This is a genomic window from Nocardia sp. NBC_00565 (assembly GCF_036345915.1).
Classification (GTDB): Bacteria; Actinomycetota; Actinomycetes; order Mycobacteriales; family Mycobacteriaceae; genus Nocardia.
In genome coordinates, this window is record NZ_CP107785.1 from 6,065,236 (window position 1) to 6,086,996 (window position 21,761).

The 21,761-nt window shown below is 66.9% G+C and carries 24 protein-coding genes and 1 pseudogene; 18 read left to right on the forward strand and 7 right to left on the reverse strand.

The window, feature by feature from the left end; translation table 11 throughout:
* Window positions 1-19 precede the first annotated feature (19 nt).
* From OG874_RS28065 to OG874_RS28090, 6 genes and pseudogenes are all read left to right on the forward strand, one after another.
* A complete protein-coding gene (locus OG874_RS28065; protein ID WP_330250108.1) occupies window positions 20-889 on the forward strand; it encodes a lytic transglycosylase domain-containing protein in 870 nt (289 codons plus the stop codon).
* Between the two features lie 20 nt (window positions 890-909).
* Window positions 910-2,043 (forward strand): Mrp/NBP35 family ATP-binding protein, encoded by a 1,134-nt coding sequence (locus OG874_RS28070; RefSeq protein WP_330250109.1) that lies wholly within the window; start codon window positions 910-912, stop codon window positions 2,041-2,043.
* 193 nt (window positions 2,044-2,236) lie between these two features.
* Window positions 2,237-2,527, forward strand: a pseudogene (locus tag OG874_RS28075) (DivIVA domain-containing protein); the annotation flags it as partial.
* A gap of 518 nt (window positions 2,528-3,045) precedes the next feature.
* Window positions 3,046-3,630, forward strand: a complete 585-nt coding sequence (locus OG874_RS28080; protein WP_330250110.1) for a DNA-3-methyladenine glycosylase I — start codon at window positions 3,046-3,048, stop codon at window positions 3,628-3,630.
* A gap of 212 nt (window positions 3,631-3,842) precedes the next feature.
* Complete coding sequence (locus OG874_RS28085; protein ID WP_011211259.1) at window positions 3,843-4,010, forward strand: DUF3117 domain-containing protein; 168 nt, start codon at window positions 3,843-3,845, stop codon at window positions 4,008-4,010.
* Window positions 3,997-4,881 (forward strand): putative RNA methyltransferase, encoded by an 885-nt coding sequence (locus OG874_RS28090; RefSeq protein WP_330250111.1) that lies wholly within the window; start codon window positions 3,997-3,999, stop codon window positions 4,879-4,881. Before OG874_RS28085 ends, OG874_RS28090 begins: the two co-directional genes overlap by 14 nt.
* On the opposite strand, the gene glgA is transcribed toward OG874_RS28090, so the two are convergent.
* The gene (glgA, locus tag OG874_RS28095; RefSeq protein WP_330257451.1) at window positions 4,857-6,026 is read right to left on the reverse strand and encodes a glycogen synthase; all 1,170 of its coding nucleotides are present in this window, start codon (window positions 6,024-6,026) and stop codon (window positions 4,857-4,859) included. The genes OG874_RS28090 and glgA overlap by 25 nt on opposite strands.
* A 125-nt stretch (window positions 6,027-6,151) precedes the next feature.
* Between glgA and glgC the strand changes: the two genes are divergently transcribed.
* A complete protein-coding gene (gene glgC, locus OG874_RS28100) occupies window positions 6,152-7,366 on the forward strand; it encodes a glucose-1-phosphate adenylyltransferase (RefSeq protein WP_330250112.1) in 1,215 nt (404 codons plus the stop codon).
* On the opposite strand, the gene OG874_RS28105 is transcribed toward glgC, so the two are convergent.
* The 4 genes from OG874_RS28105 to OG874_RS28120 form a co-directional block, all read right to left on the reverse strand.
* Window positions 7,363-7,893: a hypothetical protein gene (locus OG874_RS28105; RefSeq protein WP_330250113.1), complete on the reverse strand. Its 531-nt coding sequence runs from the start codon at window positions 7,891-7,893 to the stop codon at window positions 7,363-7,365. The genes glgC and OG874_RS28105 overlap by 4 nt on opposite strands.
* On the reverse strand, window positions 7,877-8,080 hold the full coding sequence (locus OG874_RS28110; RefSeq protein ID WP_330250114.1) for a hypothetical protein: 204 nt from the start codon (window positions 8,078-8,080) through the stop codon (window positions 7,877-7,879). The genes OG874_RS28105 and OG874_RS28110 overlap by 17 nt, the downstream gene beginning before the upstream one ends.
* 89 nt (window positions 8,081-8,169) lie before the next feature.
* Entirely contained in the window at window positions 8,170-8,424 is a 255-nt protein-coding gene (locus tag OG874_RS28115; RefSeq protein WP_330250115.1) for a hypothetical protein, read from the reverse strand.
* Between the two features lie 121 nt (window positions 8,425-8,545).
* A complete protein-coding gene (locus OG874_RS28120) occupies window positions 8,546-9,178 on the reverse strand; it encodes an O-methyltransferase (RefSeq protein ID WP_442943126.1) in 633 nt (210 codons plus the stop codon).
* A gap of 496 nt (window positions 9,179-9,674) precedes the next feature.
* On the opposite strand from OG874_RS28120, the gene sigE reads away from it, so the two are divergent.
* The 8 genes from sigE to OG874_RS28160 all read left to right on the forward strand — a co-directional run bounded on the left by sigE (window position 9,675) and on the right by OG874_RS28160 (window position 16,091).
* Window positions 9,675-10,289: an RNA polymerase sigma factor SigE gene (gene sigE, locus OG874_RS28125; RefSeq protein WP_330257453.1), complete on the forward strand. Its 615-nt coding sequence runs from the start codon at window positions 9,675-9,677 to the stop codon at window positions 10,287-10,289.
* An 89-nt stretch (window positions 10,290-10,378) separates the two neighbouring features.
* A complete protein-coding gene (locus OG874_RS28130) occupies window positions 10,379-10,765 on the forward strand; it encodes a hypothetical protein (protein ID WP_330250116.1) in 387 nt (128 codons plus the stop codon).
* Window positions 10,766-10,775: 10 nt separating this feature from the next.
* Window positions 10,776-12,368 (forward strand): trypsin-like peptidase domain-containing protein, encoded by a 1,593-nt coding sequence (locus OG874_RS28135; protein ID WP_330250117.1) that lies wholly within the window; start codon window positions 10,776-10,778, stop codon window positions 12,366-12,368.
* Window positions 12,369-12,423: 55 nt separating this feature from the next.
* Window positions 12,424-12,840 (forward strand): Sec-independent protein translocase protein TatB, encoded by a 417-nt coding sequence (gene tatB, locus OG874_RS28140; RefSeq protein WP_330250118.1) that lies wholly within the window; start codon window positions 12,424-12,426, stop codon window positions 12,838-12,840.
* A 52-nt stretch (window positions 12,841-12,892) separates the two neighbouring features.
* A complete protein-coding gene (locus OG874_RS28145; RefSeq protein ID WP_330250119.1) occupies window positions 12,893-13,747 on the forward strand; it encodes a hypothetical protein in 855 nt (284 codons plus the stop codon).
* 252 nt (window positions 13,748-13,999) lie between these two features.
* On the forward strand, window positions 14,000-14,545 hold the full coding sequence (locus OG874_RS28150; protein ID WP_330250120.1) for a hypothetical protein: 546 nt from the start codon (window positions 14,000-14,002) through the stop codon (window positions 14,543-14,545).
* Window positions 14,546-14,582: 37 nt separating this feature from the next.
* Window positions 14,583-14,912, forward strand: a complete 330-nt coding sequence (locus OG874_RS28155; protein ID WP_330250121.1) for a hypothetical protein — start codon at window positions 14,583-14,585, stop codon at window positions 14,910-14,912.
* A gap of 105 nt (window positions 14,913-15,017) precedes the next feature.
* Window positions 15,018-16,091 (forward strand): XdhC family protein, encoded by a 1,074-nt coding sequence (locus OG874_RS28160; RefSeq protein ID WP_330250122.1) that lies wholly within the window; start codon window positions 15,018-15,020, stop codon window positions 16,089-16,091.
* A gap of 320 nt (window positions 16,092-16,411) precedes the next feature.
* Here OG874_RS28160 and OG874_RS28165 read toward each other — a convergent pair whose 3' ends face one another.
* Window positions 16,412-17,365, reverse strand: a complete 954-nt coding sequence (locus tag OG874_RS28165) for a glucosyl-3-phosphoglycerate synthase (protein WP_330250123.1) — start codon at window positions 17,363-17,365, stop codon at window positions 16,412-16,414.
* The gene (gene folP, locus OG874_RS28170; RefSeq protein ID WP_330250124.1) at window positions 17,362-18,246 is read right to left on the reverse strand and encodes a dihydropteroate synthase; all 885 of its coding nucleotides are present in this window, start codon (window positions 18,244-18,246) and stop codon (window positions 17,362-17,364) included. The genes OG874_RS28165 and folP overlap by 4 nt, the downstream gene beginning before the upstream one ends.
* A gap of 215 nt (window positions 18,247-18,461) precedes the next feature.
* Between folP and OG874_RS28175 the strand changes: the two genes are divergently transcribed.
* The 3 genes from OG874_RS28175 to OG874_RS28185 are packed head-to-tail and all read left to right on the forward strand — an operon-like array spanning window position 18,462 to window position 21,645.
* On the forward strand, window positions 18,462-19,268 hold the full coding sequence (locus OG874_RS28175; RefSeq protein ID WP_330250125.1) for a TIGR00730 family Rossman fold protein: 807 nt from the start codon (window positions 18,462-18,464) through the stop codon (window positions 19,266-19,268).
* Window positions 19,262-19,828 (forward strand): TIGR00730 family Rossman fold protein, encoded by a 567-nt coding sequence (locus OG874_RS28180; protein WP_442943127.1) that lies wholly within the window; start codon window positions 19,262-19,264, stop codon window positions 19,826-19,828. The genes OG874_RS28175 and OG874_RS28180 overlap by 7 nt, the downstream gene beginning before the upstream one ends.
* A gap of 47 nt (window positions 19,829-19,875) precedes the next feature.
* On the forward strand, window positions 19,876-21,645 hold the full coding sequence (locus OG874_RS28185) for a long-chain-acyl-CoA synthetase (protein ID WP_330250127.1): 1,770 nt from the start codon (window positions 19,876-19,878) through the stop codon (window positions 21,643-21,645).
* Window positions 21,646-21,761 lie beyond the last annotated feature (116 nt).

The window sequence follows — 21,761 nt, forward strand, 5'->3', positions numbered from 1 at the left end:
ATTGGAGGGTCACCGCACAGTGGGGCGTCACCGTAAACAGTCGCCTGCGACCATCAAGCGCAGCTCCGTTATCGCATTGACCGGATTGGTTCCCGCTGGACTCGTGGCAGTCGCCGCATCCGACGGGGGCAGCGCCAATCAGAGCGCATCTTCTGTCCTGCAACATGTTTCGGGGGACGATCAGGACGACCAGGGGCCCAGACCCGAGGTCGCCGCGGAACCGGAAGCGGCGACCGAATTCGTCGCGCACGCCATGGCAAAGCAGGTGCCCAGTGCGCCGCCGGTGGTGAAAACCGTTGCGCTGCCGGATGGTAGGCAACCGGCGGCATTGCCGCCCGGCCCGCTCGGCGTTCCCGGCGTCGCCGTCGCGGCCTACCAGAACGCCGAACGTACGCTCGCCGCGGAGAATCCGGTCTGCGGCATCCCGTGGTATCTACTCGCCGGCATCGGCCGGGTCGAGTCGACGCACGCCTTCGGTGGTAAGGCGGACACGGACGGGAATCCGCTGACGCCGGTCTACGGACCGGTGCTCGACGGCAGCCTCTCGGGCAACCACGTCATCCGCGATTCCGACGGCGGCGCGCTGGACGGACTCAGCGGATACGACCGCGCGATCGGCCCGATGCAGTTCCTGCCGGAGACCTGGAAGCACTACGCCGCCGACGGCAACGGCGACGGTATCGCCGATCCGCAGAACCTCTTCGACGCGGCGCTGACCGCCGGAAAGTACTTGTGCGACGGCGGGTTGAACATGCGCGATCTCACCCAGCAGACCCGCGCGATTCTGCGCTACAACAACTCCATGGCCTACGTCGCCAATGTGATGGCGTGGGCCGGGTCCTACGCCTCGGGCATCGCACCGAAGCCCGGTGACCTGCCGCGAATCTGACACGACGTAAAATTCCTGTTATGCCAGTGGTAACGGAAGTGGATGTGCGGGGCGCCCTCGCAAAGGTCGACGATCCCGAGATTCGCAAGCCGATCACCGAACTGGGCATGGTGAAGAGCATCGCGATCGGTGCCGACAGCAATGTCCATATCGAGGTCTACCTGACGACGGCGGGTTGCCCGCTGCGCACCGAGATCACCCAGCGGGTGACCAAGGCGGTCGCCGACGTCGCGGGCGTCGGCGCGGTCACGGTCGAACTAGACGTGATGGACGACGAGCAACGCACCAATCTGCGCAAGCAGCTGCGCGGCGACTCCGCCGATCCGGTGATCCCGTTCGCCCAGCCCGGTTCGCTCACCCGTGTCTACGCGGTGGCCTCGGGTAAGGGCGGCGTCGGAAAGTCCAGTGTCACGGTCAATCTCGCCGCGGCCATGGCCGCGCGCGGATTGTCGGTCGGTGTGCTGGACGCGGATATCTACGGCCACTCGATCCCCCGGATGCTCGGCACCGACGCGCGACCGACACAGGTCGAGCGGATGATCATGCCGCCGCAGTCACACAATGTGAAACTGATCTCGATCGCGCAGTTCACCCAGGGCAATACGCCGGTGGTGTGGCGCGGTCCGATGCTGCACCGCGCGCTGCAGCAGTTCCTCGCCGATGTGTTCTGGGGCGATCTGGATGTGCTGCTGCTCGATCTGCCGCCCGGCACCGGCGATGTCGCGATCTCCATCGCGCAGCTGATTCCGAACGCGGAGATCCTGGTCGTCACCACCCCGCAGCCCGCGGCCGCCGAGGTCGCCGAGCGCGCGGGTGCGATCGCGCTGCAGACCCGCCAGCGGATCGCGGGCGTCATCGAGAACATGTCCTGGCTCGATCTGCCCGACGGCACCCGGATGGACCTCTACGGCTCTGGTGGCGGTCAGGCCGTCGCCGAACGCCTCACCCGCGCGGTGGGCGCGAATGTGCCACTGCTGGGCCAGATTCCGATCGAGCAGTCGTTGCGCGAGTCAGGCGACGAAGGTACCCCGATCGTGCTGCGCGATCCGGAGAATCCGGCCGCCAAGGCGCTGCTCGAGATCACCGAAAAACTCGCCGTCCGCCGCCGCGGTCTCGCGGGCATGTCCCTGAGCATCGACACCACCCGGCACTGATCCGCCTCCTCGAATATCCAGGCTATGTAAATGCATGCGACGTAGGTCCTGCGTCACTGTCTGCTCGAGTCTTGGGCGTACCCGACCAGCTACCCATCCTCGTGCGAAATCAGTCGTCCCGATGGATTTCGAAGGCTGATTTCCGCGGGGCAGCGCGTGGCTGGTGTCGGGGCGAGCCAATAAGCTCGGGTGCATGCTCACGCTGCTGCTGTACGTGTTGATCGTCGGCTTGGTCGCCGCGGTGTTGTTCTTGCTGGCCAGTGCGGTGTTCGGGCGGGCCGAGGAACTCGGACCGCTGCCCGAGGGCACGACGGCCACCGTGCTGCCCGCCGAGGGAATCACCGGCGCCGACGTTCGCGCCCTGCGGTTCCAGCAGGTGGTGCGTGGCTATAAGGCAGGCGAGGTCGACTGGGCACTGACCCGCCTCGCCGCCAGGATCGATGAGCTGCAGTTCCAACTGGCCGAAGCCCGCTCCGCCCAGCCCCTGAACTCCCAGCACCAGCAGCCGCAGGCACCGGCCCACCAGCAACCCACAACCATCCCACCCAACGGCACGACTACACAGTCACACAAACAATTCCCCCAGTCGGACGCACCAACCGCCCAATCACACGCACCGACCGCGCATCCGCAGCCCCCGACCACTCCGCCCAACGGCACGATCGCCCATCCGCAGGCACCGAGCGGCCACCAGCAACCCACGATGGCCCATGGCGTAATTGCCCAGCCGCAGGCACCAAGCGTCCAGTCACAGGCACCGAGCGTCCAACCGCCCGGCTCGGTCACCCAGCCGCAGGCACCGAGCGTCCAGTCACAGGCACCGAGCGTCCAGCCGCCCGGCTCGGTCACGCAACCGGAGGTGCTGACCGGCCAGCCGTACACGCCGGTCACTCAGCCGTACCTTCCGGCCGCCCAGCCGTCCGTAACCCAGTCGCACGCGCCGCTCGCGCCGCCCTATCCGCCTGCCGTCCACCCGCAGGGGCAGTTCGGGCTGGATACGAAATGACCGCCGAGATCGCCGGGAACGTGGTGGGGACGACCGAGTCCGATGGCAGGATTCGCTGTCCGTGGTCGGCGGGGTCCCAGCTTTATCGCGACTATCACGATCTCGAGTGGGGTAAGCCGCTGCACGGTGACGACACCATGTTCGAACGGATGTGCCTCGAGGCGTTCCAATCGGGTCTGGCGTGGATCACCATCCTGCGTAAGCGACCGGCGTTCCGCACCGCGTTTGCCGGGTTCGCGATCGACCGGGTGGCCGCCTTCGGTGCTGACGACGTGGCCCGGCTGCTCGCCGATCCCGGTATCGTCCGCAACCGAGCCAAGATCGACGCGGCGATTGCCAACGCGCGGGTCGCGGCTGCGCTCGATATCGGACTCGACGAGTTGATCTGGTCCTTTGCACCGGCGCCACGGCCACGCCCGCGCGCGGTCACCGATGTGCCCGCGACCACTCCCGAATCCGTAGCTCTGGCAAAAGAATTGAAGCGGCGCGGGTTCCGCTTCGTCGGCCCGACAACCGCCTACGCGCTGATGCAGGCGACCGGAATGGTCGACGATCACCTGGCAGATTGCTGGGTCCCGTAGCGACTGCTCGCAGGTCGCTCCAGATCGTCAGCGGTGAGTGGCCCAACACAGGCCGAGCGGTCACATTTCGAACTCAGGTATCCGTCCACTCCGGCGATAGGGAAGAATAGGCCGGGTGTAGCTCGCCAAATGCCGGCGGGCTCGCTTGTTGGTGACAGCACGAGTTCCAAGAAAGTGCGCAGGATATCGCGCAGATCTGGAGGGAGCAGAGGATGGCGGCCATGAAGCCCCGCACCGGGGACGGTCCCCTCGAGGCAACCAAGGAAGGGCGTGGAATCGTAATGCGGGTTCCACTCGAGGGTGGCGGGCGTTTGGTCGTTGAGCTCACGCCGGATGAAGCGGCAGCGCTCGGTGACGAACTGAAGAGTGTCACCAGCTGATCCCGCACGCGGCGCACTCGCTGCGGTGGCCGGTCTGCTGGCCTGCCCGGAATGTGGCTCCGGTATGGAGTCGCGGGACCGGATGCTGCGCTGCGGACACGGGCACAGTTTCGACGTCGCCAAACAGGGTTACGTCAGTCTGTTGACCGGCGCGTCGACGAAGATGACCGGTGACACCGCGGCGATGCTCGACGCGCGCGCCGCGTTCCAAGGTGGGGGACATTTCGCGCCGATCGCCGATGCGGTGGCCGCGGCGGTCGCGGCCGATGCCCCCTCCGGTCCGGTGCTCGACGGCGATGCCGTGCTGGAGGTCGGTGCGGGCACCGGCTACTACCTGGCCGCCGCGCTCGACACCGTCCCGGCCATCGGGATCGCGTTGGATGTGGCCAAACCTGCCGCCCGGCGCGGCGCCCGCGCCCACCCGCGCGCCGCCGCGATACTGGCCGACGCTTGGCGCGGACTGCCCGTTCGCGACGGTGCGCTGCGCCGAGTGCTCTCGGTATTCGCACCGCGCAACCCGAGCGAGGTCGCCAGGGCCCTCACCACCGATGGCAGGTTCGTCGTCGCCACCCCCACCCCACGCCACCTGGCCGAGCTGATCGGTCCATTGGCCATGGTGACGGTCGACCCGGACAAGGATCGACGACTCGGCGAAGCCATGTCCGGCCACTTCACCCCCGTCGAGCGCACCCTCGTCGAGTACTCGATGAAACTCACCCGCGCCGACGTCGGCAACGTGGTCGCGATGGGCCCCTCCGCCCACCACCCGACACCCCACCTCGAGGCCATCCCGGAGACCCTCGAGGTAACCGCCTCGGTCCAGATCTCGACCTACCAGCCGAAAGGTCAGGCCTTGCGAAGTCCGTCGTAGATGGCGACGGTTTGAGCCGCGATCTGGAGCCAGTCGAATTCGGCGATCGCCCGGTGGCGTCCGGCCGCACCGAATTCGGCGGCGAGCACCGGGTCACCGGCGACCTCGTTGACCGCATCGGCGAGGTCCTGTTCGTACTGCGGCGCCGCGTGCACGTCGTAGTGCACCAGGCGGCCGGTCTCCCCGTCCACGACCACCTCGGGAATGCCGCCCACATCCGAGGCCACCACCGCGGTCGCGCACGCCATCGCCTCGAGATTCACGATGCCGAGCGGCTCGTACACCGAGGGACAGACGAACACCGTGGCCGCGGCCAGGATCTGGCGGATCTGCTCGGTCGGTAGCATCTCGCGCACCCAGAACACATTGCCGCGCACCCGACTGAGTTCGGCGACCGCCGCGGCGACCTCGGTCTCCAGCTCACGGGTATCCGGCGCGCCCGCGCACAGCACCAACTGGATCTCCGGATCGAAGTCGCGCGCCGCGGCGAGCAGATGCCCGACGCCCTTCTGCCGGGTGATGCGACCGACGAAGGCCACGATCGGGCGGTCGGTACGCACCCCCAGTTCGCTCAGGATCGAGCGCGATCCACCGACCGGCGGTCCGGGATGCCAGACGGCGGCGTCGATGCCGTTGCGCACCACGTGGACCCGGTCCGGATCGATGCTCGGGTAGGCGTCGAGCACATCGTGGCGCATACCCTCGCTCACCGCGATAATCGCGTCGGCGTATTCGACGGCGTTGCGCTCCGACCATGAGGACAGCCGGTAGCCGCCGCCGAGCTGTTCGGCCTTCCACGGCCGCCGCGGCTCCAGCGAATGCGCGGTGAGCACATGCGGGATCCCGTACAGGGTCGCGGCGAGATGTCCGGCCAGCCCGGTATACCAGGTGTGCGAGTGCACCACGTCCACCTGCCCCGCGGCATCGGCCATGCGCAGCTGGGTCGACATCATCTGCAGCGCCGCGTTGGCGGCGTAGAGCATCGAATCCGGTTGGTGCACTACGGCATCGGTGCGCGGCACGCCCATGCAGTGCACGGTCACCTCGCACAGCTGCCGCAACTGCGCGGCCAACTGGGTGACGTGCACACCCGCCCCGCCGTACACCTCGGGCGGAAATTCGCGCGTCAACATCGCGACGCGCAGCTGGTCGTGATCACCGGCTGCCGCCGCCGCATCCCCGCCGCTCGTGCCGAATCTCACGGCTTCAAACTAGACGTTCACTTGTGCATGGGCCACCTGTACCCGGGTTGCGCGGTAGTTTGGCAGGTGTGAGGAGCCAGCCGCACGTACTCGGGATCGTGCTCGCCGGTGGCGAGGGTAAGCGTCTGTTCCCACTCACCGCGGATCGCGCGAAGCCAGCAGTGCCTTTCGGCGGCGCGTACCGCCTGATCGATTTCGTGCTCAGCAATCTGGTGAACGCGGGCTATCTACGGCTGTGTGTGCTGACTCAGTACAAATCGCATTCGCTGGACCGGCACATCTCGCAGACCTGGCGGCTGTCGGGTTTCGCCGGCGAATACATCACCCCGGTGCCCGCGCAGCAGCGGCTCGGCCCGCGCTGGTACACCGGCAGCGCCGACGCGATCATGCAGTCGCTGAACCTGATCTACGACGAGGATCCGGACTACATCGTCGTCTTCGGCGCGGATCATGTGTACCGGATGGATCCCGAGCAGATGGTCCAGCACCACATCAACTCCGGCGCCGGTGTCACCGTGGCCGGTATCCGGGTGCCGCGCAGCGAGGCCAGCGCGTTCGGCTGCATCGATTCCGACGAGGCCGGCCGGATCACCCAGTTCCTGGAGAAGCCCGCGCATCCGCCCGGTACGCCGGACGATCCGAACGTCACCTTCGCCTCGATGGGCAACTACGTCTTCACCACCAAGGTGCTGGTGGATTCGATCCGCGCCGACTCCGACAATTCCGATTCCGATCACGATATGGGCGGCGACATCATTCCCGCGCTGGTCGCCGCGGGCGAGGCCTCGGTCTACGACTTCGCCGACAACGAGGTGCCCGGCGCGACCGAACGCGATCGCGGCTACTGGCGTGACGTCGGCACCATCGACGCCTTCTACGAGGCCCATATGGATCTCGTCTCGGTGCACCCGGTGTTCAACCTCTACAACAAGCACTGGCCCATCCGCGGCGCGGCGGAGAACCTGCCGCCCGCCAAATTCGCCCAGGGCGGGCTGGCGCAGGAGTGTGTGATCGGGGCCGGATGCATTCTGTCGGCCGCGACCGTGCGCAATTCGGTGCTCAGCTCCGGTGTCATGGTCGATGACGGTGCGACCGTCGAGGGCAGTGTGATCATGCCCGGCGTGCGCATCGGTCGCGGCGCGGTGGTGCGGCGCGCGATCCTGGACAAGAACGTGGTGGTCGGCGAGGGCGAGATCATCGGCGTCGATCTGGACCGGGATCGGGAACGTTTCGCGGTCAGCAACGGCGGCGTTGTCACGGTAGGCAAGGGCGTCTGGGTCTAGGCGTCATGGGCGCCGGGCAGAATCCGCGGCCAGGCCTGTCCGGTGATCATGCCGCGCGCGGCCACCTCGGAGAGCCGGGCCAGCGCCGCGGCGGATGCGGTCGAACTCACACCGACGCTGAGCAATTCGATCCACATCCGGTTGATATCGACGGCGCGAACGGCCGCGAGCACCTGCGCGTCGAGCGGCACGCCGAGTGCGCGATCGACGAAGTCCGATCGGATGCCGCCGATTTCGGTCGTGCGCTCCGGAAAACAGTGCCCGTGGTCGATCGCAATCGGTGTGCCGTCGCGGCCGGTGCGCCACGAGCGCGGACCACGGTCGTAGTTGCCGATGATGTAGTCCAGCACCGCCATCTGATCCCGTTCGCGGCGCGAATACTCCGCAACGGGTCGCGCCTCGGTCGAATCCGCCAATAGCCGAACCGCTTCCGGGTCGGCCGAGTCGACTGCTGGTATCCGGCCGAATCCCAACGTCCGATCGATGCGCCCGACGGCCGACCGGTGGGCCTTACGTTGGATCGACATGCGTCGGACAGAACGGCGCGCAGGGACCGGGGGTTCTCGGCACGGTCGTCGGCGTCTTATCGCCGAAATCGCCGGTGACAACCAGCACCATCAGAATGACCGCCAGCGCGAGCACTAGTACGAGTACGACCGCGGACCGACCCCAGTTGATCGGACGCGGTTCTCCATAGTCGTCGTTGCCGAACATCGAACCTCTCCCCTATGTCCATCTCCACGACAGGACATCCTGATACCCCTTGATACCCACTCGGGAGCGGTTTGCGCGCAATTTTCCAGTTATGGCGCGGGTTTCGGTGGCGCGACGGTTGCTGTGCAGAACGGTTCACAAGGCCCGGGAGTCAGCGGAACTTTTGTCCGATCGGTGCCGAAATCGGCATTGCTGACCCACATCAGCACCACCACGGCGACCACCATGGTGAAAATCAGAAAGCCGAGTGCGGGCAGCAGACAACCACCCCGCAATCGTCCTTCATTGATCGTGTGGCCGATATGGCCGATTTCGAGGATCTCGGATCCGCGCTCCCACACCATGGGCATACCTTGCCGTCGTCGAACCTGGCATCACATCGGATACCCGTCGGACGGCGGCGCAATCAGCACGCGGCACACGAAATCCGCACGGCCACAACGACTGTGAATAGCCAGACGGTTACTAGCCGCGCGAGGCGCAGAGCAAACCGTCGCCGACCGGGATCAGCACGCTGGTGAGTTCGGGATCCTCGGCGATGGCCCTGGTGGCGGCCCGCACGGCTTGGGTCGCCGGATCGCGCTGGGCCGGGTCCGGAACGCGACCGCCGAGCAGGGCGTTGTGCAGCAGGATCGCGCCGCCCGCGCGCAGCAATCGCACGGCCTGCATGACGTACTGCGGATGCTCGAGCGGGGCGGCATCGATGAAGACCAGGTCGTAGGCGCCATCGGCGAGCCGAGGCAGTACATCGAGGGCACGGCCGTTGATCAGCCGGGTGCGTGCGGTCGGGATCTCCGCGGTGCGGAACGCCTCCTTGGCCGCGCGCTGATGCTCCGGCTCGGAATCGATGGTGGTCAGGGTTCCGTCTTCGCGCATGCCATCCAGTAGCCACAGTCCGCTGATCCCCGCGCCCGTCCCCACCTCGACCACCGCTCGCGCGCCGAGGAGCTGGGCATACATGCTCAGCAACGCACCGACCGAGGGTGGTACGGGTACCGCACCGAGTTCAGTGGCCCGCTCACGCGCGTTGACGAGAACCTCGTCTTCCACGACGGATTCTTCCACGTAGGAGAGATTTCGCTCCAGGTTCGATGCCACGCCTATGAGGCTAGGCCAGAGCGCCTCTCCACGCCCTCAGCCGACTACCGAGCACCGGGAATGTCGCGCAAGTCCGGATAACAACGCTTTGGGACTCGGCGACTTATCTAGTGAGTACATGGGTAACTCACCGGGTACGCCCAGAACTCGACGATGTCGGAACATCCGGCCCGCAATGCGACGTCCGCGGCTCCTATTGCGGCAAAAGATCCGGGGAGGCGGGGGAGCCGGCGGCGAGATTCTCAGGTGTCCCTCAGGGTCTCCACACCCCCGGCATATCGAGGCACGAAAGAGTATGGGCAAGCAAGACCAGCTGACCGCCCGGCGCGGGGACGCGGGAACAACGACATACGGCTTGTCGGTTGTATCCGTACGAAACGATCCGAGACCCGGATCGCCAACAGGTTCTCAGCCACGGTCCCGAGTAGGAGGTATCACCATCCACATGGTCGATGCGGCGCGCGAGTTCGCCACCCTGCCAGAGCAAGTCCAGCCGATGGAGGCTGATATGAATGACGATGTCATCGATGTCGAGCTGACCGGCACCGCGGCTTTCGACGCCACGGGCGACCGTTCGGCGATGCCCTCCTGGGACGAATTGGTCCGCGAACATGCCGACCGGGTGTACCGGCTGGCCTACCGTCTTTCCGGCGACGCGCAGGACGCCGATGATCTGACTCAGGAAACCTTCATCCGGGTATTCCGCTCGCTGTCGAATTACCAGCCGGGCACATTCGAGGGCTGGCTGCACCGCATCACCACGAACCTGTTCCTGGACATGGTGCGCCGGCGCAACCGGATCCGGATGGAGGCGCTGCCCGAGGACTACGACCGGGTACCCGCCGAGGGACCGAGCCCGGAGCAGGCCTACCACGACGCCCGGCTGGATCCGGACCTGCAGTCCGCGCTGGATTCGCTGGCACCGGAGTTCCGCGCCGCGGTCGTGCTCTGTGACATCGAGGGTTTGTCCTATGAGGAGATCGGTGCGACGCTCGGGGTCAAACTCGGCACCGTGCGCAGCCGCATCCACCGCGGCCGTCAGGCGCTGCGCGACTACCTTGCGCATAATGGAGTTGAGCAGCGGTTCGCCGCTGACGCGAACATAGGGTGACCCGGCGGGAGCCGAGCTGCACCCAGCGGCCGAACATCCGTCCGGCCGTGCGCTCTATGGATGATGTCGGTTGGAAGGGTGAGCACCGAATGAGTGGCGACGCCAGCACGTCAGGTCGTCCCCGTTTCCGTCCCACCGAGCATCTGGCCAGCGAGGCGATCGCGGCCTATGTGGACGGCGAACTGCGGATGAATGCCTATCTGCGTGCCGCCCAGCATCTTTCCGTCTGCCCGGAATGCGCGGCGGAGGTCGAGGCACAGCAGCAGGCGCGGATCGCACTGCGCCGGGCCGGTCAGGTGTCGATTCCGACCGATCTGCACGACAGCCTCACCCGTATCCCGCTGGCCGAACTGCCGGGCGGCGCGACGAGCGCGACCTCGCGGCCGCCCACCGGAAGCCCCCGCAACGAGGCGGTTTTCGGTTTTCTGACCGATTCGTTCACCGCGACCCGGTGGACAACCTGGTGGCGCAAGTAGAGTTTGCCGAGTGACCACCGAATCGACGAATTCCGGGCCGTCGGAATCGCGGCCCTCCGCAGGCGATACCACCGATTCGGCGGCCAGCAGGGGGACGCTGGGTTCACCCACCCCGCCGGCTGCCAGCCCACTGAGGCCGTCGGACGCACCCGTACTCGGACCGCGACCGGTCTATCGGCCCCATGTCGACAGTCACACCACCCATGCCTTCCGCCGCCCCTCCGGACAGGCCGGCTCGTTCTCCGAACAACCGAAGTCCGCGACCGGTGCCGGCGCCCCGCAGGTCGGCCCGGAACTGCACAACAGCCCCCCCGACGCCGTCCTGGCCGAGGCCTTCGGACGCCCGGCGGGCTCCACCGATCTCCTGCAGCGTGATCCCGACGCCACCGACCAACCCGCACCGGTCGCCGGTCCGGCCGATCCGTGGCGCGATCCCGACGCCGCCGCGCGCCTCGGCGCACCCGCTGTGCCGACGCCCCGGCCCGCGCCGCTGCCGCAGGCACAAAAGCTCTCGGCCAGGGAGGTGCTGTTCGGCTCCCGGGTCGCGCCCAAGGCCCTGGCCCTGCTCGCCGTCGTCGCACTGGCCGTTGGCGTGCTCGGCGGTCTGGTCGGCCGGTTGACCGCGGAGGCGACCTCGCCGCTGACCTCGCGCAAGGTCGCGCTGGAGCAGAGCGGCGATATCGAGCGCCCGCACGGTCTGATCGCCAAGGTCGCCAATGCGGTGCTGCCCGCGGTGGTGTCGATCCGGGTCACGGTCGGCGATAACGGCGCGACCGGTTCCGGTGTCGTAATAGACGGCGCGGGCTACATCGCGACCAACAACCACGTGATTTCGATGGCGGCACAGGACAAGTCGAACCGGGCCGCCATCCAGGTGACCTTCTCCGACGGCAGCCGGGTGCCCGCGAATATCGTCGGGCGCGATCCGAAGACCGATCTGGCGGTGCTGAAGGTCGATGTGAAGAATCTCACTGTCGCGAATCTGGGCAAGTCCAAGGACGTCCAGGTGGGTGACGACGTGCTGGCGATCGGTTCGCCGCTCGGCCTGAGCAAGACCGTCACCTCCGGCATCGTCAGCGCGCTGCACCGTCCGGTGGCGCTGTCCGGCGAGGGCAGCGATACCAAGGCCGTCATCGACGCGGTGCAGACCGACGCCTCGATCAACCCGGGTAACTCCGGTGGTGCGCTGGTCGACATGGAGGGCCGGGTCGTCGGCATCAATACCGCGATCCGCAGTGAGACCGGCGGTTCGGTCGGGCTCGGCTTCGCGATTCCGGTCGATATGGTGACCTCGATCGCGCAGACCCTGATCCGCGACGGTCAGGTGCACCACCCCAAGATCGGTCTGAGCGCCCGCACCAAGCAGGTAGCCAACGATGTGATGAGTGGCGCCGCGGTGGCCGACGTGGAACCCGGCGGTCCGGCGGCCAAGGCCGGGATCGTCGAGAACGACGTCATCGTGAAGATCGGCGATCGCGAGGTGACCGGTCCGGATGAGCTGGTGGTGGCCGTGCAGCAGCGCAAGATCGGCGAGACGGTGAACGTGCAGTTGATCCGCGATGGCAGGCAGGTCGACGTGCCGGTCACGCTGGAATCGGACTGATCGCGCGGTGCGATCCGGCGCGGCTCGAGCAGTTCTGCCCAGGTAGCCTGGTCTCGTGTTCAGCAACATCAGCTGGGGCGAGATGGTCATCCTCCTCGTCGCCGCCCTCGTGATCCTCGGCCCGGAGCGACTGCCCGGCGCGGTGCGCTGGACCACGCAGAGCCTGCGCAAGGTTCGCGACTACGCCAGCGGTGCGACCCAGCAGTTGCAGCAGGAACTCGGCCCCGAATTCGAGGATCTGCGTAAGCCGCTCGCCGACCTGAACGAGCTGCGCCAGATGTCGCCGCGCCAGATGGTCACCAAACATCTTCTGAATGGCGACGATTCGGTTTTCCGCGATTTCGAGAAGGCGATCCCGGACAAGCAGGACTTCCTCGGCACCAACAGCGGCATGCCGGACTACTCGATGCCCAAGCTCGAAAAGCCGTTGGAGCGCAACGAACGTCCGCCGATAGACACCGACGCGACGTGAGCTGTCAACCGGGCTAGACGCCTGGAAGTGTCGAGATGTCTAGACTTCGCACATGTCGGCCGATGACGTGGCGCGCGTTTTCGCGATCGAAGATAAGGTCGAGCGACTCAAGGCGGCCACCGATGGGGTGGCGGCGGCCCAGCAGACCATCAACGAACTCACCCGCATCCGCAGGGCGGTGATCAGGGAACTTCATGCCGAAGGCTGGACCTTCGCCAGAATCGGTGCGGCGGCGGGACTTTCCCGCGCGCGGATCCACCAGGTGAGTACCCAGGGTCCCGCACCGGAAGGTCTGTTCTTCGGGCACGGGTCGCTCACGGTGCTCGCACCGGAGGTGCGTGGCGGCCGGGTGCTCGGCGCTCCGGACCCGAGCGCGGCGCAGCGACTGGTCGAGTTGCTGCGCGAACTCGGGTTCACCGCGACGGTCGAGCACTTCCTGCCCGGACGACCCGTCGATCTGAATCGGGACGGGCTGATCGTGCTCGGCGGGCCCGAACTGTCGCCAAGTGTGCGGCAGTTGATCACGGCCGATCCGCGGCTGCGGCGGGCGGTGGCGCGGGCCGGGGACGCCCGGCGCGGCATCGAGGACCGCGCGGCCAGGCGGGTATACCGGCCGGGCGGACCGGAACCACACGACATCGCCTATATCGCCCGTCTGCCGCGCCCCGACGGCCGCGGCACCGCGCTGATCATCGATGGTCTGCATCCACCCGGCTCCCTCGGCGCGATCCGTTTGCTCGCAACCAGATTGGCCACGCTGCACGAACGCGCTGCCACGCATCTGTTCTCGGTGCTCGTCGCGGTCCGTTACGACCGCGCCACCGGGGAACCGGTCGATGCCGATCTACTCACCCCCGTGTACCGACACGACGCCGAACCCAGATCGAACTCGGGCCTGAGACGCTGAGCTGTTCGCTTGACGGACACCTTCTGGCAATCAGATTCGGCGGCGCCCAAGTACGCGACGCCGACGTCGGCTGAGCTCGCCATATATTCAGTCGTATTCGAAGAGTGCAGGTAGACCACATCGGTTTGCAATCAAACCGTGATGTGTCCCACATCACCAAAACCTTACATCCGACCCCGACTACCGCAATGCTGAAGTAGCTAGTCGATAACTAACGGTGGTAGGTGGGTCCAGATGAATGTTCTACGTCCGATGAGAGCTAGAACCGCGTCGCTGTCCGCTCGGTCCGAAATCGGGTTGGGCTTCGATCTCCAGACCGATGGTTCCGCCACGGAACCGACGACCGCCACCCACCGTGTGACCTACAGCGATCGACTCAAGCTCTTCCTCGGTCCCGCCGATTCCGTGACCAACTTCCTGCGTCCGCTGCGCAGGCTGAACGGGTTCGACTACTACTCGGTGAATCTCACGCGGCTGCCGTTCCCGATGCCCGCCGCCGAGATCACCGCGATGATCAGCGCAGCGCCCGGCACAGACTATGTGCAATGCACCGGCGCGGCCGATGTACTGGCGATCGAGCTGCGCACCACGATCGACGGGCGGCCCCGCCGGTACCTGCTCGGCCTGCCCGGCGACCGCCTCGGTTATCCGGGTGTCGATGTGCCGAACGGCCCCGATCTGCTGCGCGTCTACCCCGACGAGGTGTTCACCGCCGAACACGCCGCGGAGGTATTCGCGACCTACTTCCGCATGGGCGATATCCCGACAGGCTTCCAACTCCGCGAGGTTGTCGAATGATGGGGATCCGAATGAGGTGCATCTTGGGCAGGCAGCCATGAACGCAATCGTGATCGTGACTGTCGTACTGATCGTGGTCGTCGGGCTGGTCACGGCGGCAGGCCTGCTGCTCCGGCCACGTACTGTGCGCACCCACCCCGCCGAGCACACCCATGTGACTGTGGCGGACCTGCAGGCGCGGTTGGCCGAGGAGGCGGAACGACTTCACCCGAATGCCCACTCGGACGATCCGGAGGCAGCATTGCGGACTGATCCCGCGCACAGGGGGACCGACGGGGTGGGTGAGCACACGGGGATGGCAGACGGCGAAGCCGGCGGGGTGGGTAAGCACAGCGACGGACCACACGACCTCAGTCGCAGCGCATAAGAACTGGTCGGTAGCTACGCTGATGGCAGCGACGATCACGCTGCCGTTTCACGTCGAATCCGCCTTCGGTTCGGTGACGATCCGCCCGAGAAAGGATCGGTTGCCGTGCGCACGATACTCGAACAGTTGGTGCTGCTGGCCGGTCGTGGGCCGGTCGCGTTGGCCCGCATCGTGGATGCGACCGGGCCGGGACCGCGCGAGTTGGGCGCGGCGATGGTGGTTACCGATAGCGCGGTGCTCGGGTCGCTTTCGGGCGGTTGTGTCGAGGCCGCGGTGGTCGAATCCGCACGGGAAGTACTGGTCAGTGGGCACGCGGTTTCGGATCGGTTCGGCTATGCCGAGGCCGATGGTTTCGCGGTGGGTCTGACCTGCGGGGGTGAAATCGAAGTCTTCGTCGAACGGGTCGACAGCACACGGCTGCCCTTGCTCGTCACATTGCGGGCGGCGATCGACGCGGGCGCGCCGGTTTCGCTGGCCACAGCACTGGACGCGGCCCCGGACTGGAAACTCTTGCGGCCCGGCGATTCCGAACCATGGCGTGGCGTCGACCGCGACGCGCAAGCACTGCTCACCGCCGGACGCAGCGGCCTGGTGGGCTCGGACGAATGCGAAGCGGTCCACGGGCCGCGCCCTCGCGTCTTCGTCCAAACCTTCGCCGCCCCGGCCCGCATGATCCTGGCGGGTGCCAATGACTTCGTCCGCGCCCTCGCCCGCACCGGCCGCCAACTCGGCTACCGAATCACGGTCGTCGACGCTCGCGAAACCTTCGCCACCCCAGCCCGATTCCCCTCCGCCCACGAGGTTGTCGTCGACTGGCCCCACCGCTACCTGACCGCCGAACACGCCGCCGGCCGCATCGACCACCGCACCGTGGTCTGTGTACTCACCCACGACACCAAATTCGACGTCCCGATGATCGTGGCCGCCTTGGCAATCGAGGAAATCGCCTTTGTCGGCGCACTGGGCTCCCGCCGAACCCACCATGAGCGCACCGACCGACTACGCGCCGCCGGTGTCAGCGACGATCAACTGTCCCACCTGAAAAGCCCACTCGGCCTGGACCTCAACGCCCACACCCCCGACGAAACCGCCATCTCCATCGCCGCCCAGATCCTCGCCGAACGCGGCGGTGGATCGGCTCGCCCACTGGCACGAACGGATGGCCCGATTCACCACTGACCGTTCGTTCGAGAGCTTGGGACAGGCCGTCGCGTGAACCTCGATTGTCGTAACGAGGTTCTTCCTGCTTCGAACGGTGGCACCGAGGATGCGGGCCGCCCCGGCCGGTGAGCCAGGACATGTCCGCACGAGTGCCCATGTCCCCGATGCCCGGCAGCCGCACGGTCCGCGCATCGACGGGCTCGGCACGGTCGGTGTCGTAGCGGAACCGGCTGTCGTGCTTACGTTTGCGCCAACCCCGGATCAACGGATCGAACCCCGAGTGCAACGGCACCCGGGGATCGATGTCCATCCGACCGCCTAGCCGGCGGCGCGGAAACCTACGCGGCGGCCCAAGCCGGGCGCAGCGTATTCATCGGTGGCCGATCGTCCAGCGACACCTTGGTGCTGTGCGCGGTGAAGGCATCGCCGATCAGTGGGAACTGGGTCAGCGCCGCACCGGAATCCGGGACACCGCTGCGGCCGAGCACGGTGCCGAGGATCTGGCGGCTCATCACGCCGAGATCGGCGAGCGGGCGGTTGCGGTGCGTGCGCACGCCCAGGTTCACCTGACCGATCGCGGACAGGCCGAGGCGGTCGTAGGTGTCCAGGAGCAGGCCAATCTCCACGCCGTAGCCGGGGGCGAACGGTACCGAGGTCAGCAGTTCGCGGGTGCCCGCGTATTCGCCGCCGAGCGGCTGCAGCACCTGTGACAGTTCCGGGCGCAAGGCCGACAGCAGCGGCCGGGCGACGAGTTCGGTGACGCGCCCGCCACCATGCGCGTCCACTGCACCGGCCTGCCGCAGCGGCCTGCGGTAATAGGCCTTCACCAGATGCATATCGTCGACCAGCAGCAGCGGGCCGAGCAGTTTGGGCACGAAGGCCGGATCCGGATCGATGAGATCGGAGTCGACGAAGGCGATGAGGTCGCCGCTGGTCACGGCCAGCGAGCGCCACAGCACCTCACCCTTGCCCGGCATCGGCTCGAGTTCGGGGACGGCCTGTTCGCGGCTGATCACCTCGGCGCCCGCGGCCAGCGCGCGTTCGGCGGTGGCATCCGTCGAGCCGGAGTCGAGCACGATCAGTTCGTCGACCAGGGTGCCGAGCAGCGGCCGAATGCTGGCCACCACATCGGCGACGGTGTTTTCCTCGTTCAATGCGGGCAGCACCACGGAAACGGTGCGACCGGCTTTGGCGGCGACGAGTTCGTCGACCGTCCAATCGGGGGTGTCCCAAGTATTCGTCGTCGCCCAGGCGGGGCCGTAATCCCGACTATGGGAGTGATGGAAATTCATACCAGACCTCGCAAGGTTCGTGCGGGGGGCCGGATGCCCTGTATCGCGGCGATCATGTCCACGACGCGCCGGGTCGCGGCAACCTCGTGGACACGGAAGACTCTGGCCCCGGCGGCTGCCGACCATGCTGTTGCTGCCAATGTGCCCTCCAACCGTTCGGATAGACCGACACCTAAAGTCTCCCCGATAAAATCCTTATTACTCAGCGCCATCAAGACTGGCCATCCGGTATTTACAAGAACGTCGACTCCCCGCAACAACTCGAGCCCGTGGTAAGTGTTCTTGCCGAAATCATGGGTCGGATCGATCAGAATCGAATCCTTGCGAACCCCGGCTGCCACCGCATGTTCTGCGGCGCGGAGCACGGTTTCGGTTACTTCTGCCACCACATCGGCGTAGCGCACCCGATGCGGCCGGGTGCGCGGGACCGCCCCGCCGGTGTGGCTGCACACGATCCCGACGCCGCGATCGGCGGCCACCCGGACCAGATCCGGGTCGGCCCCCGCCCAGGTGTCGTTGATCAGATCCGCGCCCGCGGTCACCGCGGCCTCGGCCACTTCGGCCCGCCAGGTGTCGATGCTGATCAGTAGCTCCGGGTACTTGTCCCGGATCGCCGCGACGAACGGGACCACCCGGCGGGCCTCCTCGACCGCGTCGACCAGGGTGCCCGGCCCGGCCTTCACCCCGCCTATGTCGACCAGGTCGGTGCCTTCGTCGACCGCCCGCGCGACCGCGTCCATGGCGGCCGCGTCGGTGAATGTGGCACCCCTGTCGTAGAACGAGTCGGGGGTGCGATTGACGATGGCCATCACCAGCGCCCGATCCGTCGCCACCGGCTTGCCGCACAAGGTCGGAAGCGGCGCTGCGGTGGGGCTGAACATGGCTCCGACTGTACCTAGTCCTGTAACACGGCCCGAGGGAACGGTTGTGGACGATGGATTCTTGGGACGCGCGACAACCGATCTCGCCCGCACCTGGATATCTGGTCGGGTGCGCCCAACGGCCTGTGGGCACATGCTCTCCGGTCGTCAGCGCACCCGGCGACCGGCGACACTTGGGCGGCGGCCCAGCGAGGGTGAACGGTAGCGTGGGCGCCATGTCCACCGAAGCCGCCGACAACGAGATCGCAAGCACGCCGAAGTCGACACCCAAATTCCGCGGACCGATCATGTTCCGCCGCGATCGCAAGCCGGGCGGCACCGCCGACCAGCACCTCCTGGACAGGCACGATCCCAGCGATTGGGTGCATACCGATCCGTGGCGGGTACTGCGCATCCAGGCCGAATTCGTCGAGGGCTTCGGCGCGCTGGCCGAACTGCCGCGCGCGGTCACCGTATTCGGCTCGGCCCGCACTCCGGCCGGTCATCCGGAGTACCACGCCGCCATGGCCATCGGTGGCGCGCTGGCACAAGCCGGATTCGCGGTGATCACCGGCGGCGGCCCGGGTGTGATGGAGGCGGCCAACCGCGGTGCGTCGGAGGCGGGCGGGTACTCGATCGGACTCGGCATCGAGTTGCCCTTCGAGCAGAGCCTCAACGAGTGGGTCGATCTGGGCATCAACTTTCGCTACTTCTTCGCCCGCAAGACCATGTTCGTGAAGTACTCGCAGGCATTCATCTGTCTGCCGGGCGGATTCGGCACGCTGGATGAGCTCTTCGAGGCGCTGACCCTGGTGCAGACCCGAAAGATCACCCGCTTCCCGATCATCCTGTTCGGCAGCAAATACTGGGCCGGACTGGTGGACTGGCTGCGCGATTCGCTGGGCGGCTCCGGCAAGATCGCACCCGGCGACCTCGGCCTGCTGCACGTCACCGACAGTGTCGAGGAGGTCGTGCAAATCATCCAGGCGACGGCCGAAGCGGACAATCGCGCCGATGCCATCGGTACGGAGGATCAGTGGTGAGTGAGCGCCCGTACGCGGTCTGCGTCTACTGTTCGGCCAGCACCGCCGACCAAGCCCTGCTCGCGCTCGCGGCCCGCGTCGGCACCGAGATCGCGAGGCGCGGTTGGCAATTGGTCTCCGGCGGCGGTCACGTCTCGATGATGGGCGCGGTCGCGACCGGCGCCCGCGCCGGCGGCGCGCACACCATCGGCGTGATCCCGAAACACCTGGTGCACCAGGAAGTAGCCGATGTCGACGCCGATGAGCTGATCGTCACCGACACCATGCGCCAGCGCAAACAGGTCATGGAGGATCGCGCCGACGCCTTCCTCACCCTGCCCGGCGGCATCGGCACCCTCGAGGAATTCTTCGAAACCTGGACCGGCGGCTACCTCGGCCAGCACGACAAGCCGGTGGTGGTGCTCGATGCGGACGGCTTCTTCCGAGGTCTGTTCAGCTGGTTGGACGAGCTCTACGATCGGGAGTTCGTGTCTCAGTCAGCCAGGGACCGGATCACCGTGGCCAACGATCTGGCAGCGGCCTTCGCCGCACTGAACCCCGGTGCGGCGCGCGAACCCTGACCGAAACTCCGAGCACGGCACCGCCTTCGACGAGGAGATTGCACGCAGTGAGCACCGACGCCCGCCCGACGGTCAGCCTATTCGATATCGCGAAACAGTTGCCGCGCATGGCCTTCGACGCGCCATCCATGCTGCGTGGCGCACGCGGCATGCGGGTGGGGCCGGACGACGAGTCCTCGGTCGGTCTGTACTTCCAACGCACCGCACACCGGCATCCGGACCGTCCGTTCCTGCGGTTCGAGGGCACGAGCGTCAGCTACGGCTCGGCCAATGCCCAGGTGAACCGGTATGCGGCAGTGCTCGCGGACCGGGGCGTGCGCCGCGGTGACGTGGTCGGCGTGCTGATGACCAACCGCCCCGAAACGCTGTTCGTGGTGCTGGCCTCCGTGAAACTCGGTGCGACCGTCGGCCTGCTGAACCACCATCAGCGCGACCAGGTGCTCGCCCACAGCTTCGGGCTACTCGACAGCGTGCTGAACATTGTCGGCGAGGAATGCCGAGCGGCCTTGGACTCACTCGCGGAACCCCTTGCCAACGTGCTCTTTTCGCAGGATCTACACAAGGCCGCCGAGGACGCGGACGCCGCCGACCCGCCGAGCTGCGTGCAGATCACCGCCAAGGAACGCGCCTTCCTGATCTTCACCTCCGGCACCACCGGACTGCCCAAGGCCAGCGTGATGACCCACCTGCGCTGGACCAAGAGCATGTCCGGACTCGGCGGACTCGGAATTCGCCTGCGCGGCAATGACACGCTGTATTGCTGCCTGCCGCTCTACCACAACAACGCACTCACCGTCGCGCTGTCGTCGGTCCTCGCCGCGGGCGGCACCTTCGCACTCGGCAAGCAGTTCTCCGCCTCCCGATTCTGGGACGAGATCATCCGCGAGCAGGCGACCGCGTTCATCTACATCGGTGAACTGTGCCGCTACCTGCTCAATCAGCCGGTCAAGCCGACCGATCGGCAGCACCGCGTCCGGCTCGCAGTCGGCAACGGCCTACGCCCGGAACTGTGGGACGAGTTCAAGAACCGCTTCGGCATCAACCGGATCGTCGAGTTCTACGGCGCCAGTGAAGTGAATATCGCCTTCGTCAATGCGTTCGGGGTGGACCGCACCGCCGGCTTCGGACCGCTGCCCTACGCCATCGTCGAATACGACGACGCGACCGGAAAGGCCAAGCGCGATAAGAACGGTCGGCTGCGCCGTGTGCCCCGCGGCGGCGTCGGCCTACTGCTGGCCCAGGTCACCGACCGCTCGCCGGCCGACGGCTACACCGATAAGGCCGCGTCCGAGGCGAAGCTGGTCCGCGACGGCTTCACCGACGGCGACGTCTGGTTCGATACCGGCGACCTCGTCCGCGATCAAGGCTGGCACCACATCGCCTTCGTCGACCGGCTGGGCGACACCTTTCGTTGGAAGGGCGAGAACGTCGCCACCACCGAGGTCGAGGGCGCGCTGGCCGAATCCGACGCAATCTCGCAGGCGGTCGTCTTCGGGGCGGATATCCCCGGTACCGACGGCAAGGCGGGCATGGCGGCGGTGACCCTGTACCCGGGCGCCGAATTCGACGGCCGCGCACTGGCCGAACTGGCCTACTCGCGGTTGCCCGGCTACGCAGTGCCCCTGTTCATCCGGGTCGTCGCCGAGCTGGAGCAGACTTCCACGTTCAAGAGCCGCAAGGTCGAACTCCGCAAGCAGGGTTATGCGCCCGACGCCGACAGCACGCTGTACGTCCTCGCGGGGCGCTCCGACGGCTACGTCCCCGCCTACGACGAATACGCGGCCGATGTCGCCGCGGCCCGAGCGCCCAAGGGCTAGCACCGATGACTCGGCGCAGGCGGGCCCGCGAATTCTGATAGCCGTCTACTTCTGTGCAGACAACTTACGTCCCACTGCCACGACAGGCAGCCATCGGCGGGCAACGCGGAAACACC

What these genes read in the sequence shown, in the direction of transcription:
- OG874_RS28165 (WP_330250123.1), bottom strand. Translation starts at nt 17,365, where the DNA reads ATGAATTTCCATCACTCCCATAGTCGGGATTACGGCCCCGCCTGGGCG.
- OG874_RS28105 (WP_330250113.1), bottom strand. Translation starts at nt 7,893, where the DNA reads ATGTCGATCCAACGTAAGGCCCACCGGTCGGCCGTCGGGCGCATCGAT.
- OG874_RS28110 (WP_330250114.1), bottom strand. Translation starts at nt 8,080, where the DNA reads ATGTTCGGCAACGACGACTATGGAGAACCGCGTCCGATCAACTGGGGT.
- OG874_RS28175 (WP_330250125.1), top strand. Translation starts at nt 18,462, where the DNA reads ATGTCCACCGAAGCCGCCGACAACGAGATCGCAAGCACGCCGAAGTCG.
- OG874_RS28145 (WP_330250119.1), top strand. Translation starts at nt 12,893, where the DNA reads ATGTCGGCCGATGACGTGGCGCGCGTTTTCGCGATCGAAGATAAGGTC.
- OG874_RS28085 (WP_011211259.1), top strand. Translation starts at nt 3,843, where the DNA reads ATGGCGGCCATGAAGCCCCGCACCGGGGACGGTCCCCTCGAGGCAACC.
- OG874_RS28150 (WP_330250120.1), top strand. Translation starts at nt 14,000, where the DNA reads ATGAGAGCTAGAACCGCGTCGCTGTCCGCTCGGTCCGAAATCGGGTTG.
- sigE (WP_330257453.1), top strand. Translation starts at nt 9,675, where the DNA reads ATGGAGGCTGATATGAATGACGATGTCATCGATGTCGAGCTGACCGGC.
- folP (WP_330250124.1), bottom strand. Translation starts at nt 18,246, where the DNA reads ATGTTCAGCCCCACCGCAGCGCCGCTTCCGACCTTGTGCGGCAAGCCG.
- OG874_RS28070 (WP_330250109.1), top strand. Translation starts at nt 910, where the DNA reads ATGCCAGTGGTAACGGAAGTGGATGTGCGGGGCGCCCTCGCAAAGGTC.
- OG874_RS28080 (WP_330250110.1), top strand. Translation starts at nt 3,046, where the DNA reads ATGACCGCCGAGATCGCCGGGAACGTGGTGGGGACGACCGAGTCCGAT.
- OG874_RS28130 (WP_330250116.1), top strand. Translation starts at nt 10,379, where the DNA reads ATGAGTGGCGACGCCAGCACGTCAGGTCGTCCCCGTTTCCGTCCCACC.
- OG874_RS28115 (WP_330250115.1), bottom strand. Translation starts at nt 8,424, where the DNA reads ATGGTGTGGGAGCGCGGATCCGAGATCCTCGAAATCGGCCATATCGGC.
- OG874_RS28155 (WP_330250121.1), top strand. Translation starts at nt 14,583, where the DNA reads ATGAACGCAATCGTGATCGTGACTGTCGTACTGATCGTGGTCGTCGGG.